This window comes from Massilia sp. Bi118, from assembly GCF_918697865.1.
Lineage (GTDB): Bacteria > Pseudomonadota > Gammaproteobacteria > Burkholderiales > Burkholderiaceae_D > Telluria.
On the sequence record NZ_CAKKMV010000005.1, the window covers coordinates 259,126 to 277,226 of the forward strand.

13 protein-coding genes are annotated in these 18,101 nt (G+C 67.7%); 7 read left to right on the forward strand and 6 right to left on the reverse strand.

The window, feature by feature from the left end:
- Window positions 1-68 precede the first annotated feature (68 nt).
- Window positions 69-1,340 carry a serine hydrolase gene (locus LQV39_RS09830; RefSeq protein WP_230024843.1) on the forward strand — a complete coding sequence of 424 codons (1,272 nt, stop codon included), beginning with the start codon at window positions 69-71 and terminating at the stop codon, window positions 1,338-1,340.
- A 142-nt stretch (window positions 1,341-1,482) separates the two neighbouring features.
- On the opposite strand, the gene LQV39_RS09835 is transcribed toward LQV39_RS09830, so the two are convergent.
- The gene (locus LQV39_RS09835) at window positions 1,483-2,040 is read right to left on the reverse strand and encodes a hypothetical protein (protein ID WP_230024845.1); all 558 of its coding nucleotides are present in this window, start codon (window positions 2,038-2,040) and stop codon (window positions 1,483-1,485) included.
- On the opposite strand from LQV39_RS09835, the gene LQV39_RS09840 reads away from it, so the two are divergent.
- Entirely contained in the window at window positions 2,039-2,284 is a 246-nt protein-coding gene (locus tag LQV39_RS09840; RefSeq protein WP_230024847.1) for a hypothetical protein, read from the forward strand. The genes LQV39_RS09835 and LQV39_RS09840 overlap by 2 nt on opposite strands.
- A gap of 61 nt (window positions 2,285-2,345) precedes the next feature.
- Here the strand turns inward: LQV39_RS09840 and LQV39_RS09845 are convergent, their stop codons facing one another.
- The 5 genes from LQV39_RS09845 to LQV39_RS09865 all read right to left on the reverse strand — a co-directional run bounded on the left by LQV39_RS09845 (window position 2,346) and on the right by LQV39_RS09865 (window position 9,056).
- Window positions 2,346-3,299, reverse strand: a complete 954-nt coding sequence (locus LQV39_RS09845; protein WP_230024849.1) for an alpha/beta fold hydrolase — start codon at window positions 3,297-3,299, stop codon at window positions 2,346-2,348.
- Window positions 3,300-3,345: 46 nt separating this feature from the next.
- Entirely contained in the window at window positions 3,346-4,272 is a 927-nt protein-coding gene (locus LQV39_RS09850; protein WP_230024851.1) for a bestrophin family protein, read from the reverse strand.
- Window positions 4,269-5,147, reverse strand: coding sequence for a UV DNA damage repair endonuclease UvsE (gene uvsE / locus LQV39_RS09855; protein WP_290368568.1), 879 nt, complete (start codon window positions 5,145-5,147; stop codon window positions 4,269-4,271). The genes LQV39_RS09850 and uvsE overlap by 4 nt, the downstream gene beginning before the upstream one ends.
- 301 nt (window positions 5,148-5,448) lie before the next feature.
- Complete coding sequence (locus LQV39_RS09860; protein ID WP_230024855.1) at window positions 5,449-7,851, reverse strand: PAS domain-containing sensor histidine kinase; 2,403 nt, start codon at window positions 7,849-7,851, stop codon at window positions 5,449-5,451.
- Between the two features lie 2 nt (window positions 7,852-7,853).
- On the reverse strand, window positions 7,854-9,056 hold the full coding sequence (locus LQV39_RS09865; protein WP_230024858.1) for an ABC transporter substrate-binding protein: 1,203 nt from the start codon (window positions 9,054-9,056) through the stop codon (window positions 7,854-7,856).
- Window positions 9,057-9,254: 198 nt separating this feature from the next.
- Between LQV39_RS09865 and LQV39_RS09870 the strand changes: the two genes are divergently transcribed.
- From LQV39_RS09870 to LQV39_RS09890, 5 genes are all read left to right on the forward strand, one after another.
- Entirely contained in the window at window positions 9,255-10,841 is a 1,587-nt protein-coding gene (locus LQV39_RS09870) for a methyl-accepting chemotaxis protein (RefSeq protein WP_230024860.1), read from the forward strand.
- A 29-nt stretch (window positions 10,842-10,870) separates the two neighbouring features.
- Window positions 10,871-12,445, forward strand: a complete 1,575-nt coding sequence (locus LQV39_RS09875; RefSeq protein WP_230024863.1) for a methyl-accepting chemotaxis protein — start codon at window positions 10,871-10,873, stop codon at window positions 12,443-12,445.
- A 165-nt stretch (window positions 12,446-12,610) separates the two neighbouring features.
- A complete protein-coding gene (locus LQV39_RS09880) occupies window positions 12,611-12,811 on the forward strand; it encodes a DUF2905 domain-containing protein (RefSeq protein WP_230024865.1) in 201 nt (66 codons plus the stop codon).
- Between the two features lie 139 nt (window positions 12,812-12,950).
- Window positions 12,951-15,599, forward strand: a complete 2,649-nt coding sequence (locus tag LQV39_RS09885; RefSeq protein WP_230024867.1) for a TonB-dependent receptor — start codon at window positions 12,951-12,953, stop codon at window positions 15,597-15,599.
- 4 nt (window positions 15,600-15,603) lie between these two features.
- Complete coding sequence (locus LQV39_RS09890; RefSeq protein ID WP_230024869.1) at window positions 15,604-18,099, forward strand: family 20 glycosylhydrolase; 2,496 nt, start codon at window positions 15,604-15,606, stop codon at window positions 18,097-18,099.
- Window positions 18,100-18,101: the final 2 nt, after the last annotated feature.

Genomic DNA, 18,101 nt, shown 5'->3' on the forward strand with positions numbered 1-18,101 from the left:
CGGCGCGCTTGACCCCGCCTGGGTGCCTGCCTATGATGCATTGGTTCAATTCCGCAAGCGACCGCATCATGATCCGATCCGCCTTTCGTCCTCCCATCCGTTCCCTGATTGCCGCCGCCTGTGTTGCCATGCTGGCCACAGGCTGCGTCCACGGCCGCCTTGACGCGCCTGCCACCCCGCAGGGCCAGCTCGACGCCGCGCGCCTGCCGCAAATCGATGCCGCCGTGCAGGAAGCCATCGCCGCGCACAAGCTGCCGGGCGCCGTGGTGCACGTCGAGCATGAGGGCGCCGTCTACGAGCAGGCGTACGGCAAGCTCAGCTATGAGCCCGATGCGCGCGCCGTCCATACCGGCACCCTGTTCGACGCGGCTTCCCTGTCCAAGGTCTTGTCGACCGCGCCCTCGGTCCTGAAGCTGGCGGAAGAGGGCAGGATCAAGCTGGACGCGAAGCTGACGGATTACTTCCCGGAATGCGCGAATGGCGGCAAGGAGACGATCACGATCCGCCACCTGCTGACCCACAGCTCGGGCCTGCCTGCAGGCCTGCCGGCCAAGCCCGCCTGGCACGGCGATGCCGCCGCCCATGCGCTGGCCTGCAGCCAGGTCGTGACGCATCCGCCCGGCACTTTCTTCCGTTATTCGGACATCAACTACATCCTGCTGGGCCAGCTGGTACACAAGGTATCCGGCATGCCGCTGGACGAATTCGCGCGCACCCGCATTTTCGAACCGCTCAAGATGCGCGATACCGGTTATCTGCCGCTGCGCCGCCTCGGCAATGGCGCCGCCGCGCTGATCGCCCCGACCCAGAAGGGCAGGGAAGGCGAAGGCTCGGCCCACGGCGACCTGGCGCCCGGCCAGCTGCTGCAGGGTGTGGTGCACGATCCGACCGCGCGCCGCATGGACGGCGTGGCCGGCTCGGCCGGCGTGTTCACTACCGCCCACGACATCGCCCGCTATGCGCGCATGTTGCTGAACAATGGCGAGCTGGACGGCGTGCGCATCCTCAGCCCGGAAAGCGTGCGCCTGATGACGACGGTGCAGTCGCCGGACGGCATCGCGGCCTTGCGCGGCCTGGGCATGGACATCAATTCGCCGTATGCCGTGCGCCCGCGCGGCACCGTGTTCCCGGTCGGCAGCTATGGCCACACGGGCTTTACCGGCTGCGTGCTGTGGATCGATCCGGGCTCGCGCAGTTTCTACGTGCTGCTGTCGAACCGGGTCTACCCGGACGACAAGAGCAATGTGCTGGAGCTGTACACCCGGCTGGGCACGCTGGCTGCCGAAAGCGCTGGGTTGGTGAAGCCGCCCGGTTCGCCCGCCGTGGCCGCCACGCACTGATCACGACGCCGGCTTGCCCGGCGTTTTTCTTTTGATATTTTGCCGCACGGCTAACGCGCGCACGCTTTGCCATGAGGGCCTTACACTGCGGGTCCGCAACGTATCTACTTGATATTGTTGAGTTTTTCTTGCCCCATATACATTAGGAGATCGACATGAAAATGAATAAATTGCTGAAAGGCCTGTTAGGTGCTTCGGTTGCAATGGCAATGTTCGGTACCATGAATGCGCAGGCGCAAACGAGCGGCAGTTCGTCGACCGGCGACACCACCAGCGCCAGTTCGCAGTCGGACCAGACCACCGGCAAGTCGTCGACGCACAAGTCGAGCAAGAAGAAATCGAAGAAACACAGCAGCAGCTCGGGCTCGAGCAGCAGCGGCACGACCGGCAGCTCCGGCAGCTCGTCCAGCGGTAGCATGGGCGGCACCAGCGGCTCGTCCGGCAGCAGCAGCGGCAGCGGCACCGGCTCGTCCGGCTCCAGCGGCACCTCGGGCAGCGGCAGCATGGGCACCAGCGGCTCCTCGGGCTCGAGCGGCACTTCGGGCAGCGGCAGCATGGGCACCGGCACCGGCACCTCCGGCAGCAGCGGCAGCATGGGCACCGGCACCGGCACCGGCACCGGCACTGGCTCCGGCTCGTCCGGCAGCAGCGGTAGCATGGGCACCGGCTCCTCGGGCAGCAGCGGCACGAGCGGAAGCATGGGTACCGGCACCGGCTCGTCCGGCAGCAGCGGCGCCACCGGCACCATGGGTTCCGGCTCGACCGGCACCAGCGGCATGAGCGGCAGCACCGGCACCTCAGGCACCTCAGGCACCAGCTCGTCCGGCATGAGCGGTACCGGCTCGGGGTCGGGCTCCGGCACCAGCGCCACCGGCACGACCGGCACCGGCACCACGGGCACGGGCACCACGCCTGCCCCGACCTCCGGCGGCCGCGGCTACTGATCGCGTCCGGTCAGCCAGCAGCATCGAAAGCACCAGCCTGCGGGCTGGTGTTTTTTTGCATTCAGTTCCGCTTGAAGAAGGCCGCCAGCTGCGGATCGGTCAGCGCCGGCTCCTCGACCACAGGCAGGTGGCCCGTCGCGGGCAGGGAGATGAACTGCGCCTGCGGGATCGCGCGCTGGACGGCGGCGTGCTGGGCATACGGCACGGTCGCATCAAGTTCGCCCCAGACCAGCAGCACCGGCAGCCCGGCCTTGCCGACCTTCTGGAAATCGGGCAGCGAGGATTCGGGGATCACATGGCGCATGGTCGACAGGATCGCGCGGCCGAAACCGTCGTAGCGCATCTGTGGCTGGAAGCGCTCGGCCCAGCCGGGCACGCGCTCGGGGTGGGGGAAGTCCTCGAGCTGGCTGCCGGCCAGCTTCGGCAGATACCAGGTGCGCATCAGCCATTCGCCGACGCCCGGCCAGGCCATCACGCTGATGTCCTGCGGCTCGGTCAGGGGCGCCACCAGCGCCAGGCTGCGCACCCGCTCCGGGTGTTCCGCGGCGAAGCGCCCGACGATCGCGCCGCCCATCGACAGGCCGAGCAGGTCGGCCTTCGGTATCCGCAGCGTGTCCATCAGTTCCAGCAGCTGGTTGGCGAACAGCTCGCGGTCGTAGTCGACCTCGGGACGGTCGCTCCAGCCGCGCCCATACAGGTCGAAGCGGATCACGCGGAAGCCGCTTGCGGCCAGGTCGGCGCTGGTCTGGTCGAACACATAGTTCGGCACCGAAAAGCCGTGCACTAGGATCACCGGGCGGCCCTGTTCGGGGCCGGCCATGCGCACGTGGACGATGCCGTGCGAGAGCGTGAGGAACTGGCCGGGGGCCTGGCGCCGCGCCGAGGCGTCGAGCGGGGCGTGTTCCAGGTTGCGCGCCAGCGGCGGGACGATCAGGGCGGCCAGCAAGGCGCCGGCCACGGCGGACAGCATCACCCGCAGGCGGCGCTTCGGTGTGGGAGTGGAGGGGGCGGTCATGGTTGCGTATTCCACACCAGACCGTGGTGCCGAGTCAATCGCCGGACTAGTTCAGCCGGTAGTCCACCGGCAGCAGGGGTGGGGGAAGTTCGGTGTCGCCGAGGGCGGTGCGCAGGTCGATCTCGATGGTGCGGCACATGGCCTCGAGCGGCAGGTCGTGGTCGGAGGTGCCGAAGGGTTCCTCGATCTCGTCGCCGAGGGCATCGAGGCCGAAGAAGGTGTAGGCGACCAGCAGGGTCACGATCGGGGTCAGGTCGCCGATCGCGTCGACCAGGCCGAAGGGCAGCAGCACGCAGTACAGGTAGGCGGTGCGGTGCAGCAGCAGGGTGTAGGAGAAGGGGATGGGCGTGCCGCGGATGCGTTCGCAGGCGGTGGCCACGCCGTTCATCGCCGACAGGGTGGCGTCGACGCTAGTCGCCAGCACGGGGTCGATGCGGCGCTCGCGCAGGCATTGGTTCAGGTCCGCGCCCATCTCCAGCATCAGCGCGTGGTTCAGGTTGGGCAGGCTTTGCAGGCGCGCCCATTCTTCTGTGCTGAGCCAGGGCTGGACATCGGTTGCGGGATCGCTGCCGCGCAGGCGGTGGCGCAGGGCGTGGGCGAAGGCGATCGCGCGCCGGATCATGCGTTCGCGTGGGGCGCCGTCAGGCGAGTCGCCTGACTCGATCAGGGACAGGCACTGGCGCGCCAGGTTGCGGCTGCGGGTCACCAGTTCTCCCCATTGCTTGCGGCCTTCCCAATAGCGGTCGTAGGCGGCGTTGTTGCGGAAGCCGAGGAAGATCGCGAGGGGCAGTCCCATCAGCGTGAAGGGGATCGCGCCGATCGCGATCTTGTGGCCCCACAGGCTGCCGTGGGTCCAGGTAACGGCGGCCGCCAGCAGGGTGGTGCCGAGCAGGCTTTTCCAGATGTTCGGCAGGACCGACCCGCGCATCACCAGGAACAGGCGCAGCGGCGAAGGACGGTCGCGGACGATCATTGCAGCCAGCCGCGCAGCCCGGCGATCGCTTCTTCCTTGTTCTTGGCCTCGATTTCGATCCACGGCGCCTGCGCATAGGCCGAGGGCATCACGGCGATCAGGTCCGAATGCTGGCGGTCGTTGAAGCCTTCGCGGCCGTTCGAGATGTGGACCAGCTGGTGTTCCGGATTCGGCCAGGTGGTGCGGGCTTTTTCGAGCATCGCGGCCACGCTGGGATCGTCGTAGCTGGACAGCTTTTCGCTGACGATGTGGTGATGGGCGTCGAACACCATCGGCACTTGCGCGCGCGTGCAGACGTCGTGGATCTGCTCCGCGTTGTAGGAGTACTCGTCGTTCTCGAGACAGAGGCGGGAGCGGATCGGGTCCGGCAATTCCTTGATGCGTTCGACCAGCGCATCGCTGCGGTTGGACTTGCCGCCGTGGATCTCGAGCACGGCCCAGGAGGAACGCGGCTGCTGCAGCAGGTCCATGATATCGGCGTGCATCTGCAGGATCTTGACGCTGTTGGCAACCACCTCCGGCGAATCGGAGCTGAGCACGACGAACTGGTCGGGATGCATCACCAGGCGCAGCCCCAGCTCGATCGCGCGCCGGCCGGTGTGGGCCAGGGAGGGCGCCAGGTCGCGCATTACCTCGCGGCCGACGTCGTCGTCGAAGAAGGGGAAGATCGAGGATGGGATGCGGTACAGGCGGATCCCTTCGCGCTTACAGTACTGCACGGCGCCGGCCAGGGTCTGGATGTTGTCGCGGTAGATATCGTCGAGCAGCTTGCGCTGGCCCTCGTCCGAATGCTCCAGCAGCCGCTTGCGCGTGACGGTGCGGTAGCGGACGTCCTTCGACACGGTAATGCAGACCAATCCAAGCTCAGGAACCATAGCGCACCAGAATCGTTGATGGGCAGGCCATGTTCCAACGAAACGTCCCCCTCGTCAAACCAGTGCCGTGCCGCAATCCAAAATTCGGGGTCAAAATTCGGGGTCAGAGCACATTATTCGCAAAATTCGGGGTCAGAGCACATTTTTGGGCAATAGCCTCGGAGCACATCTACTGAGCGAAACAGGGAGCGCTAAAGCGATGCCGGCTGCATGTCCCGACTAGCGTTTGGCCGTGAGCTATTTCTTCAAAAAGTGCTCTGACCCCGAATTAAACTGGAAAAGTGCTCTGACCCCGAATTTTTTAGAGCAGGGGGAGGGTGACGGTGAAGGTGCTGCCCTGGCCTTGGCCGGGGCTGCTGGCGGAGACCTGGCCGCTGTGCAGCTCCACTAATTTGCGCACCAGCGCCAGGCCGAGGCCGAGGCCGCCCTGGGCGCGGTCGAGGGTGCGCGAGCCTTGCGTGAAGAGGTCGAACACCACCGGCAGCAGGTCGGGTCCGATGCCCGTGCCGTTGTCGCGCACCGCCAGGCGGGCCTGGCCGGCGTGGGCGTCCAGCGTTACCCAAATATGCCCACCCTCGTGCGTGTACTTGGCGGCGTTGTTGAGCAGGTTGGCGGCCACCTGCACCAGGCGCGTGTGGTCGCCGTCGACCATCACCGGCGCCTCCGGCAGCGCCACCTCGAGCTGATGGCGGCGCGTCTCGACCAGGGGCCGCGACTGCTCGACCGCCTCGGTCACCACGCGCCGCAGGTCGACCGCCTGGCGGCTGATCGTCACCAGCCCGCGCGTCACCCGCGAGACGTCCAGCAGATCGTCGACCAGGTGGCGCATGTGGGCGACCTGGCGCGCGACGATGTCGCTGATCTGCTTCACGCGCGGCTCGCCGGCATAGGCGATGCGCAGCATGTCGGCCGCACTGCTGATCGGCGCCAGCGGGTTCCTCAGCTCGTGCGCCAGCATCGCCAGGAATTCGTCCTTGCGGCGGTCCGCCAGCTGCAGCGCTTCCTCGGCGTGCTTGCGTTCCGTGATGTCGATCGCCACCGCGTGCACCACCGTGCTGCGCCCGTCCGGCCCCAGGCCGAGGCGGCCGCGGATGTCGATCCAGATGGTGCGGCCGTCGCCGGCGCGGCGGATGCGCGGCGTGGCGCGGTATTCACCGGCATCGAAGCCTTCGCTGATTGCCCCCTTGACGGTCGCGCGCAGGGACGCCTGGTCCTCGGGATCGACCAGCGCCCACAGCTCGTTCACGTTGGTCCAGTGCATGCCGAAGACGCTGTGCAGGTTGGCCGAGAAGCTGACGGCGCCGCTCACCGGATCGCGCTCCCACACCGCCATGCGCGCCGCCACCAGGCCCTGTTGCAGGCGCTCTTCGCTGTAGCGCACCGCGCGCTCGGCTTCCTCGAGCTGGCTGACGTCGGTGCAGGTGCCGAACCACTGGAGGATGCGGCCGGCCGCGTCGCGCAGCGGCGCCACCGAGCAGAAGAAGCTGTGATAGCGGCCATCGACGCCGCGCAGCGGGAAGGTCATCTGGTCCGGCTGGCCGCTGGCGATGGCCTCGCGCCAGCGCCGCATCACCTCGGGCAGGACGTTCGGATCGTGCAGCTTCTGCCAGTCCTCCACCGAGACGGCGCCCGGCTCGGCGCCGGCGAATTCGTACCAGCGGTCGTTGAACCAGAGGATGTTGCCGACCGGGTCGGCCATCCACACCAGTTGCGGGATGTTGTTCGACAGCTGGTGGAACTTGCGGCGCTCGGCTTCCAGGTGCGCGTGCTGCTCGTACAGGCGGTCCAGCATGCGGTTGATGGCACCGGCCAGGCTGACCACTTCGCGGCTGCCGGCCAGCGGCGCGCGCTGGCTGCTGATGCCGGCGTCGCCCAGGCTGGCGGAGAAGGCTTCCAGCAGGCGCAGGTCGCGCGTCAGGCCAAAGGCCAGCCGCTGGGCCAGCAGGAAGACCAGCAGCGCCAGGGCGGCGGTGATCGCGCCGATCAGCAGGTATTGCGGCGCCGGCGTGTCGAGCGGTGCCGCCAGCTTGCGTTCGTCCTCGCGCAGCGCCAGGTCCAGGTGCGCCAGGCCGGGCGGCAGCGGCACCGGGGCGCTGATCTCGCGCGCCTGCGGTTTGCGCGCGCCGGCGGGTTCGAGCACCGCCCAGGGCGCCGGCTTGAGGTCGTCCAGGCGGATCTTGTACATCAGCGCGCCTTCGGGCGTGCGGGTGCGCGAGTAGCGCAGCAGGTAGACCCCGAACAGTTCGCCCTTGTGCAGCGTCGCGCGCTCGATACCGCTGGCCAGGCGCTCGCGCAGCCAGGCATATTCGGGCTCGCCGAAACCGGTGCTGCCGTTGTCGGCGATTTTCTTGCCTTCGAAATCGGTGAACAGCACCTGCACCGGAACCCCGTTCATCTGGCGCAGGCCGTGCAGGAAAGGCGTCAGGTAGGTTTCCTTGCCGGCGCTGTCGACCAGGGCGTTGGCCAGGATCGGGCTGGCCGCGACGTCCGCCAGGCGGGTCGTCAGCGCTTCCAGGTTGTGGCCGGTGGTACGCGCGTGGAAGGCGACCTCGCGCTGCTGCAGCAGGTCGTTGGCGTGCTCGCGCTGGCGGTCGATCAGCCCGAACGAGACGATCGAGATCAGCAGCATGGCGGCCGCGGTCAGGATCGCGGCGGCGATCGCGAATTGCCGCGACAGCCGTGCGGGAGGCGATGCCGGCGCCATCCTCACTCCCGCGCCGGCACCAGCGCGCCGTCGGCCCGGTAGCGCGCCATCAGCAGCTCGTCCGGGCCCAGCGCTTCATGGCGGGCAGGGGTGAAGGGCGGCGCGTAATTCTTGATCAGGCCGCGCCAGGCCGGCAGCTTTTCGAGCGCATCGCGCACAAGCCGGCGGTCGGTGCTGCCGGCGCGCTCGATGGCCTGCGCCAGGATGTGGGTCAGGTCGTAGGCGTGGGCGGTGCCGACCGGTCCTTTGATGTCTTCGATGCGCCTGACGCTCGAGATCTTCCCTGCGCTGGCCAGGAAGCGCCGCACGCGCGCCGGGTCGGCCTGCCAGAAGCTGAAGGTCTGGATCACGGAAAAGTCGACTTGTTGCAGCGCCGGGCCGGCCTGCTTGACGAATTCGCCGCCGGTCACGCCCCAGTGACTCAGGATCGGCAGCCGCTGCGCCTTCGGCAGCGCGGCCACCTCGCGCACCAGCACCGCCGCTTCGTCGTCGTTCGCGACCAGCACGATGGCCTGGGCGCCGGCCTCGCGCAGCTGCCGGTACTTGCCGATGAGAGTGGTGTCGCGCCAGTTGTACCAGGACGTGCCGACGATGCGCATGCCGCGGTTGGCGGACACGGCGCGCTCGGCCGCCTCGGCATTGCTGCGGCCCCAGGACGTGTTCGTCAGCAGCAGCCCGACCCGGTCCAGCCGGCGCCGGTGCGCCGATTGCAGCAGCCGCGGCATGGCCAGCGAATCGCGCAGCGACAGGCGGTAGACGTAGTTCGGCCGCATGCCGTTGTCGACGATCGCGTCGGCCGAGGACCAGGGCGCCATGAACAGGGTCTTCGTTGACTTCAGCGTCGGCAGCTCCTCGATGATGACGGGGCTGAAGCGGCCGCCGAACACCGCCACCAGGCCGGGCATGCGCGCGAATTCCTGGATGTTGCGGATGCCGCGCGCCGGGATCGAGCGATGGTCCTTGGTCACCAGTTCGAGCCGGCGTCCGCCGAGCACGCCGCCGTCCGCATTGATTTCGGCGATGGCGACGCGCATGCCCAGCTCGACTGCCTGGGCCGAGGTGCTGTTGTCCAGCCCGAACTCGCCGTCGATCCCCAGCAGCACCGGCTGCGGCGCGGCTGCCTGCGCCAGCCCGCTGGCCAGCATAGCCACGGCCAGAAGGCGGCGTAGCCGGCGCGAAAAATAGGAGGAAATGCGTGGGTTCACTGGGCTCGGTATCAACTTAACAATCGAAAGAGGGCATTTTAACTTTTCTGCTCCCCAGACCAGTTTTCTTCTTGTTCACAGAATGTTGCGATGCCGCAACCAATTGCTCCACGGATAGTAAATATGCGTATCATGAACATTGTTAATCGGCGCTATTGACATTACGACACAATTACTTTTGCGCCATCCGGAGGAGACATGCGAGTTCGTAATTTGAAGATCGGAGCCCGGCTGGGCTGTGCGTTTGCCCTCGTGCTGGCGCTGGCCGTGGTCCTGACGGCAATCGGCGCGCTGCGCCTGCAGCAGGTGGTCGACGCCACCGACGCGATGGACGGGGCGGCCCGCAAGAACCGCCTGGCCGACCTCTGGCACGCTGACAGCCGCGTCAACCGCGCCCTGATCGACGCCCGCCTGCGCGCCGTGGATGCCGCCGACCTGAAGGAAATCAACGCCAGGATGAAGGCCAACAGCGCCGAGATCAGCGGAATCCAGCAGGAGATCGCCACCCTGGTGACGGCCGCCGAGGGCAAGGCCCTGCTGGCGGAGATCGCCGGACGCCGCAAGGTCTATGTGGCGGCGCGCGACGAAGTGTTCGCGCTGAAGGATGGCGGCGCGGCCGGCCAGGACGAGATCCTGCGCCTGGCGGAGGGCAAGATGCTGCCGGCGGTGCTGGCCTATGACGAGGCGGTGCGCCGCCTGTCCGCGCACCAGAAGCGCATCTTCGACGACGCCAGGAACAAGGTGGCCGAGGTGGCAGCCGGCGGGCGCCGGCTGCTGGCCGCGTTCGGCGCGCTGGCCGTGCTGCTCGGCGCCGTGCTGGCCTGGTGGCTGACGCGCAGCATCACGCTGCCGTTGCGCCAGGCGGTTGCGCTGGCGAATGCGGTGGCCAGAGGCGACCTCTCGACCCGCGTCGAAGTCGCGTCGACCGACGAAGCCGGCGAACTGATGGCCGCCCTCAAGGCCATGAACGACAGGCTGAATGCGCTGGTGACCCAGGTGCGCGGCGGCGCCGACAGCATTTCCACTGCCGCCGTCCAGGTCGCGGCCGGCAACCTGGATCTCTCGGGCCGCACCGAGCAGCAGGCCGGCGCGCTGGAGGAAAGCGCCTCCGCGCTGGAGCAGCTGACCGGCACCGTCAGGAACAATGCCGACAATGCCCGCCAGGGCAGCGAGCTGGCGGCCGGCGCCTCCAGCGTGGCCGTGCGCGGCGGCGCGGTGGTCGATCAGGTCGTCGCGACCATGGGCGAGATCGACGATTCGGCGCGCAGGATCGTCGACATCATCGCCGTCATCGACGGCATCGCTTTCCAGACCAATATCCTCGCCCTGAACGCGGCGGTGGAAGCGGCGCGCGCCGGCGAGCAAGGGCGCGGCTTCGCGGTCGTGGCCGGCGAGGTCCGCACACTGGCCCAGCGCTCGGCGCTTGCGGCAAAGGAGATCAAGGCCTTGATCGACGCATCGGTCGAGAAGGTCGGCAAGGGCAGCCGCCTGGTGGGCGAAGCCGGCGCCACCATGAAGGAAGTGGTCGCGAGCGTCCAGCGCGTCACCGGCATCATGAGCGAGATTTCCAGCGCCTCGCGCGAACAGAGCATCGGCATCGAACAGGTGAATGGCGCGATCGCGCAGATGGACCGGGTCACCCAGCAGAATGCCGCCCTGGTCGAGCAGGCCGCCGTCGCCACCGACGCGATGCAGGAGCAGGCCCGCAACCTGGCCCAGTCGGTCAGCGTGTTCAAGCTGGATACCGGCGCCCGTTCAGCGCCCGCAAGAATGCAACTCCAGTAATCCAATCCTTCTTCCAACCGAGCCGCATCATGTTCAAGAACATCAGCATCAAAGCCCGCCTGATCTTCCTCACCGCCTTGCTGAGCGCGGTGGCCATCGTCGTCGGCCTTGCCGGCCTGTCCAACCTGAGCGCCACCAATGCGTCCCTGCAGACCGTCTACAACGACCGCCTGATCGCACTGGCCGACCTGAGCAACGTGCTGAACCTGATGCAGCGGAACCAGAACGCCTTGCTGCGCGCAAGCCTCGAAGGCGGCGACGGCCGCGCCTCGGCCGACGAAGTCGAGGGCCGCGTCAAGCAGATCTCCGGCCAGTGGGCCAAGTACATGGCCACCTTCCTGACGGGCGACGAAAAGGCGCTGGCCAGGACCTTCATCGACAGCCGCACGCAGTTCGTCGAGCTGGGCGTGAAGCCGGTGGTCGCGGCGCTGCGCGCCCAGGATGCCGAGGCCGCGAAGGCCGCGGCCATCGGCCCGCTGGTGAAGCTCTACTTGCCGGCGCAGCAGAACATGCAGGCCTTGATCAGGCTGCAGATCGACGTCGCCAAAAAAGAATACGAAGCCGCCGTGCTCCGCTATGAGCATGCGCGCAACGTGGCGATCGCGCTGAACGTGATTGGCGGCCTGCTGGGCGCGGCCGTCGCCTGGTTCCTGATCCAGGGCATCGGCCGGGCGATCGCCCAGGCCCTGCACCTGGCGCAAAGCGTGGCCGACGGCGACCTGACGCAGACGGTCACTGTCGATTCGAACGACGAAGTCGGCCAGCTGCTGGCGGCGCTGCAGAAGATGAATGCCTCGCTGTCCGGCATCGTGTCCGAGGTGCGCATCGGCAGCGACGCGATCGGCACCGCCAGCCAGCAGATCGCGGCCGGCAACCAGGACCTGTCCTCGCGCACCGAACAGCAGGCCAGCTCGCTGGAAGAGACCGCGGCGTCGATGGAAGAGCTGACCTCGACGGTCCGCCACAACGCGGATAACGCGCGCCAGGCCAACCTGCTTGCGCAGACCGCCTCCAGCGTGGCCGAGCGCGGCGGCGCGGTGGTCGAGCAGGTGGTCGGCACCATGCAGGACATCCACGCCGCCTCGGGCAAGATCGCCGAGATCATCGGCGTCATCGACGGCATCGCCTTCCAGACCAATATCCTGGCGCTGAACGCGGCCGTGGAAGCGGCGCGCGCCGGCGAGCAGGGCCGCGGCTTCGCGGTCGTTGCCGGCGAAGTGCGCAACCTGGCGCACCGCTCGGCCGCCGCGGCAAAGGAGATCAAGGCGCTGATCGAGAACTCGGTCACCAGTGTCTCGGCCGGCAGCCGCCTGGTCGCCCAGGCCGGCGACACCATGCGCGAAGTCGTCAGCAGCGTGCAGCGCGTGACCGACATCATGTCCGAGATCACCGCCGCCAGCACCGAGCAGACCCAGGGCATCGAGCAGGTGAACGTAGCCGTGGTGCAGATGGACCATGTGACCCAGCAGAACGCGGCGCTGGTCGAGGAAGCGGCGGCGGCTGCGGAGGCGATGCAGGATCAGGCGGGGAGGCTGGCGCAGGCGGTGAGTGTGTTCAGGACTGGGCAGGGTAGTGGTTCGCGTGCGCCGGTGCTGATCGGCTAAGCCTGTCGCACAGAGCACTGCAGCGCTCGCACACCACTCCGTCATTCCCGCGCAGGCGGGAATCCAAGTTCGTCGCGTACCGGTAAAATCAGCTACGGACGACTCACGCAAACTTGGGTCCCCGCCTCCGCGGGGACGACGTTTCAGCGCTGCGTACTACCGGCTATGCAACGACTCCTCATCACCCTCGGCTTCATCCTCCTCATCGCCGGCCTCGTCTGGCCCTGGCTCCGCCGCATCCCTTTCGGCCGACTCCCCGGCGACATCCACATCGTCCGCGAAGGCTTCTCGTTCAGCTTCCCGATTGTCACCTGCCTCATCATCTCGGTCGTCCTGACCCTGCTCCTCTGGTTCTTCCGCCGTTGAATTCTGCCAGCACACCCGCGTGTCAAAAAAATGACGCACGACTTCGCGATAGCAAGATTTGACAAACATGGCCAAGAAATCAACGACACAATGCGCCCCATACCAAGAAGAGCTTGAACCACAATTTACGGGAGATGACATGAACGAGGCAAAGGCAGGTAGGGTGATCGCACGCACCGCGATCGCAAGCGCGGTATCGGTACTGGTGCTGGGCATGGCGGCGCAAGCCAACGCACAGGAGCAGCAGGGACAGGAAGCGCAGCAGGTGATCGTGACCGGCGTGCGCGCCGCGCTCGAGCAGTCGCTGCGCCAGAAGCGCAACGCGGATTCGGTGGTCGAAGTCGTGACCGCCGAAGACATCGGCAAGATGCCCGACAAGAACGTGGCCGATGCGATCCAGCGCCTGCCGGGCGTGAACACGCAGTCCTCGGCGGGTGGCGAAGGCGGCTTCGGCGAGAACGACCGCGTCAGCCTGCGCGGCACCAGCCCCAGCCTGCAACAGACCCTGTTCAACGGCCATGCGATTTCCACCGGCGACTGGTTCGTGCTGAACCAGATCGGCGGCAACGTCGGCCGTTCGAGCTCCTTCTCGCTGCTGCCCTCGGAACTGGTCGGCTCCATCGTGGTGCAGAAGAGCGCCACCGCCGACCTGGTCGAAGGCGGCGTGTCCGGCGCCATCAACGTGATCACGCGCCGTCCGCTCGACTTCAAGCAGCCGCTCACCGTCGAGGCTTCGCTGCAGGCCAACTACAACGACCTGTCGAAGAAGACGGAGCCGCAAGTCTCGGCCCTGGTCAGCTGGAAGAACCCGGCGAACAACTTCGGCGTGCTGCTGCAGGGCTTCTCGGAAAAGCAGAGCGTGCGCCGCGACGGCCAGGAAGTGCTGGGCTACACCCCGATCAGCGCCACCAGCGCCGCCGCCATCGCGAATCCTGCGCTGGCCGGCGTGGCGGTGCCGACCTTCATCGGCGCCGCGCTGTTCGAGCAGAAGAAGAAACGCGAAGGCGGCGCCTTCGACATCGAAGCGAAACCCTCGCGCGACTTCGGCATCGACCTGAACGGCTTCTATTCGAAGCTGCAGGCGCCGCACCAGAACACCAACTGGCTGGCCGCGCCCGCCAACTCGATCAACAGCAGCGGCCTGATTCCGCAGAACCCGGTGATCCGTAACGGCACCCTGGTCGGCGCAGGCTTCGTCAGCAACTCGGGCGAGGTCGACAACATCTACCGCCCGAACGCCGGCGGCGAATCCTGGTACCTAGACTTGAATGGCCGTTTCCGTGCCAGCGACGATCTGAGCTTCACGGGCCGTATCGGCAAGACCCACGGCGTCGGCTACGACCGCGACGACGTCTATTACCAGAACAACGTCGACGGCGGCATGGTCTATGCCTTGAACGGACTCACCCCGGCCACCGTCAGCTACCCCGGCGGGAACACCGCGAAGCCCGGCAGCACGGCCTGGGCCGGCGGCGGCGAGGCGCAATCGGTGGACCAGGAAAAATACGGTCAGATCGACGGCGTCTTCACCGTGCGTGACAATGCCTGGCTGAGCGCAGTGCGTTTCGGCGCGCGCTTCACGGATCACGCCCGCACCGCCGAGCACCCGCTCGAAACCCGTCCGGGTCCGAACGGCTTCAGCAACCCGGGTCCGGTCTGGAACGGCACGATGTACCCGGGCGACTTCGGATCCGACCTTGGCGGCAGCGTCTTCAACGGCTACTTCAAGTATGACGGCGCGGCTCTCGGCGCCTGGGGTGCGGTGCCGGGCAACCGTTTGCTGGACTACACGCTGCGCCATAACTGGCTGGACGAATTCAAGGTCGGCGAGAAGACCGCGGCCCTGTACGGCATGGCCGAATTCGGCGGCAATGGCTGGAGCGGCAACGCCGGCCTGCGCGCGGTGGAGACGCGCCAGACCACGATCGTGAACCTGCCGGGTGGCACCGCGCCGATCACCGGCTCGGCCTTCGGTCCCTACACCCCGACGGAGTTCAAGCGCACCTACCGCGATTACCTGCCGAGCGTGAACGTCAAATTCGACGTGCGTCCCGACCTGGTGGTGCGCGGCGCGATCGCCAAGACCGTGGCGCGTCCGGACTACAGCGCGCTGGGCGGCTCGGTGTCGCTGAACGACGATGCACTCTCCGGCAGCGGCGGCAACGTCAACCTGGACCCGGTGCGCTCGACCAACTTCGACCTCTCGGCCGAATGGTATTTCGCACCGAAGGCGGCGCTGTCGGCCGGCCTGTTCTACATGGACTTCGGCTCCATCGTGGCCCAGGGCACCAGCACCGGCAGCTACTACAACAACAAGCGCGGCGTGTTCACCGATTACCAGATCACGTCCCCGTACAACACCGGCGCCAAGAACAAGGGCGTCGAGTTGAGCTGGCAGCAGCCGCTGATGAACAACTTCGGCCTCCTGGCCAACTACACCTACGCGGACGGCGAGCTGGATGACGGCGGCGAGATGCTGAACTCCTCGAAGAACACCTACAATCTGACCGGTTTCTACGAGGACGAACGCTTCAGCGCGCGCCTGGCCTACAGCTACCGCTCGGCCTATAAAGCCGGCGTGGACCGCGGCGCCAGCCAGCACGTGGACAGCATGCCTTCGCTGGCGGCATCGGTGAACGTCAAGCTGACCGATCACCTGACGCTGACCTTCGATGCGCTGAATCTCACCAACGAGACCATCAAGATGTACGCCGAGAACAAGGACCGCCCGCGCGCCTTCTACTCGAACGGCCGCACCTTCTACCTCGGCCTGCGCGGCAAGCTGTAATCCCATGGCAGCTGTTGGTATCACCTGGGAGTGCCTGTCCAACCTGGTCGGGGAAGAAGCCTTCTCCGCCAGGCTGGCGATCCGCAACCTGTCGGATAAGCCTATCGCGGCAGGGTGGGAGCTCTACTTCAATACCTGCCGCCGCGTGCTGGCGGACACGGTCGATGCAGGCTACCGCGTCGATCACCTGAACGGCGACCTGTTCCGGCTGCGCGCAACAGGCGATGCGGACTGGCTGCCCGGCCAGGCGCTCGACATCGGCTACGTGGCCCAGTTCTGGGCCATCAGCGTGACCGATGCGCCGCTGGGTTTTTACCTGATCGAGGCGGACGGCAAGGTCAGCGACCTGGGCGACCCCGAGATCCTGCCCTTCGCGCGCCCCGAGCAGCTGCACCGCAATGCGCGCGACCTGCTGCCGCCGGGCGATGCGGCGCGCCGCTATCGCGAGAACGCCGGCCTGCGCCTGCTGCCGCCGCAAGAAGTCGGGCGCATCACGCCGCGGCCGCTGCAGGCCGGCTTCCATGACGGCGCCTGTGCCATCTCCAGCGCCGCCGAGGTGGTGGCCGGCCCCGCGCTGGCGGGCGAGGCGGCCTTCCTGCGCACGCTGCTGGGCGGCCTGCCGGACGCCGCCGAGGCGGCCCGCATCGTCCTCGAGATCGGCGCAGTGGAAGCGGCGGGGCCGGAAGCGTATTCGCTCGAGATCAATCGCGTCTCGGTGCGCGTGCGCGGCGCCAGCGCCCACGGCGTCTTCAACGGCATCCAGACCCTGGCCCAGCTGATGGCGCCGGACGGCTCGCTGCCCTGCGGCCGCGTGCTGGATGCGCCGCGCTTCGGCTACCGCGGCATGATGCTGGACGTGGCGCGCCATTTCTCGTCCAAGGAGACGGTGCTGCGCCTGCTCGACTGCATGGCCTGCTACAAGCTGAACAAGCTGCACCTGCACCTGACCGACGACGAAGGCTGGCGCCTGCAGATCGATGCGCTGCCCGAGCTGACGGCGATCGGTTCGAAGCGCGGCGTGGCGAAGGATGGACAGAGCCTGCCCCCGTCCTTCGGCTCCGGCGCCGACGTCGACAGCTCGGCCGGCACCGGTTACTACGACGCCGCCGACTTCATCGCCATCCTCCGTTATGCCCATGCGCGCCACATCGAGGTGGTCCCGGAATTCAATATGCCGGGCCATGCGCGCGCCGCCGTGCTGGCGATGCGCGCGCGCCACGACCGCCTGCGCGCGCAGGGCGACATCGAAGGCGCCGAACGTTACCTGTTGAGCGATCCGGACGATGCCTCGGTCTACGAATCGGTGCAGATGTGGCGCGACAATGTGATGTGCATCGCACTGCCTTCGGTCGACCGCTTCTTCGACACCGTGGTCGCCCACGTGGCGGCGCTGTACCGCGAGGCCGGCGTGCCGCTGCGCGCCGTGCACACGGGCGGCGACGAGGTGCCGCTGGGGGCCTGGCTCGGCTCGCCCATCTGCCGGCGGCTGATGCACGAGCGTGGCTGGAACGAAGTCAGCCAGCTGCACGCGGACTTCGTCGAGCGCTGCCGTGCGATCCTGGCCCGGCACGGACTGGCCTTCGCCGGCTGGGAAGAGACGGCGCTGAAGCACGGCGCCGCCACTGCCGAGGGCTGCGCCCCGGCCCAGCACGAGAACACGCAGAAGGTCGAAGGCGCGCCGCTGCCCCTGCCCAAGCGCGACTTCGACGGCCCTGGCTTCCAGGTCTACGCCTGGAACAATGCCTGGGGCTCAGGCAAGGAAGACGTGGCCTACCGCCTGGCGAACGCCGGCTATGACGTGGTGCTGGCGAACGCCGCCAACCTCTACTTCGACCTCGCGTATGCGAAGGATCCGCAGGAGCCGGGCTATTACTGGGCCGGCTTCGTCGAGACCCGCCATGCCTTCGTCTTCTGCCCGCTGGACATGATCGCCAGCGCCGCCAGCGACCCGATGGGCCGCGACATCCCGCCGGCGCGGCTGGCGGCGATGGCGCGTCTGTCCCCGGACGGACGCGCGCGCATCCTCGGCCTGCAAGGGCAGCTGTGGGGCGAGAACGCGCGCTCGCGCGCCCGCGTCGAATACCTGGCGGCGCCGCGCATGGTGGCGCTGGCCGAGCGGGCCTGGGCGCCGGACCCCGGCTGGTGCGCGATCGACGATCCCATCACGCGCGCAGCCGCCATCGAGGCCGACTGGAACGAGTTCGCGAACCGCCTCGGCCAGCGCGAGCTGCCGCGCCTGGACCGCGCGCCTCTGGCCTACGGCTACCGCCTGCCGCCGCCGGGCGTGCTGCGCGAAGGCCGGACCATTCATGCGAATGTCGCCCTGCCGGGCCTGCCGCTGCATTACACTCTGGACGGCAGCGCGCCGACTTTGGCCAGCCCGCGCCATGGGGGGGCGGTGGAAGCGCCGGCCGAAGCCACGAGCTGCAAGGTGGCCACCTTCGACACCCGCGGGCGCAGCAGCCGCATCGTCACCCTCGACCTGGAGCAGGGCAGCTAAGC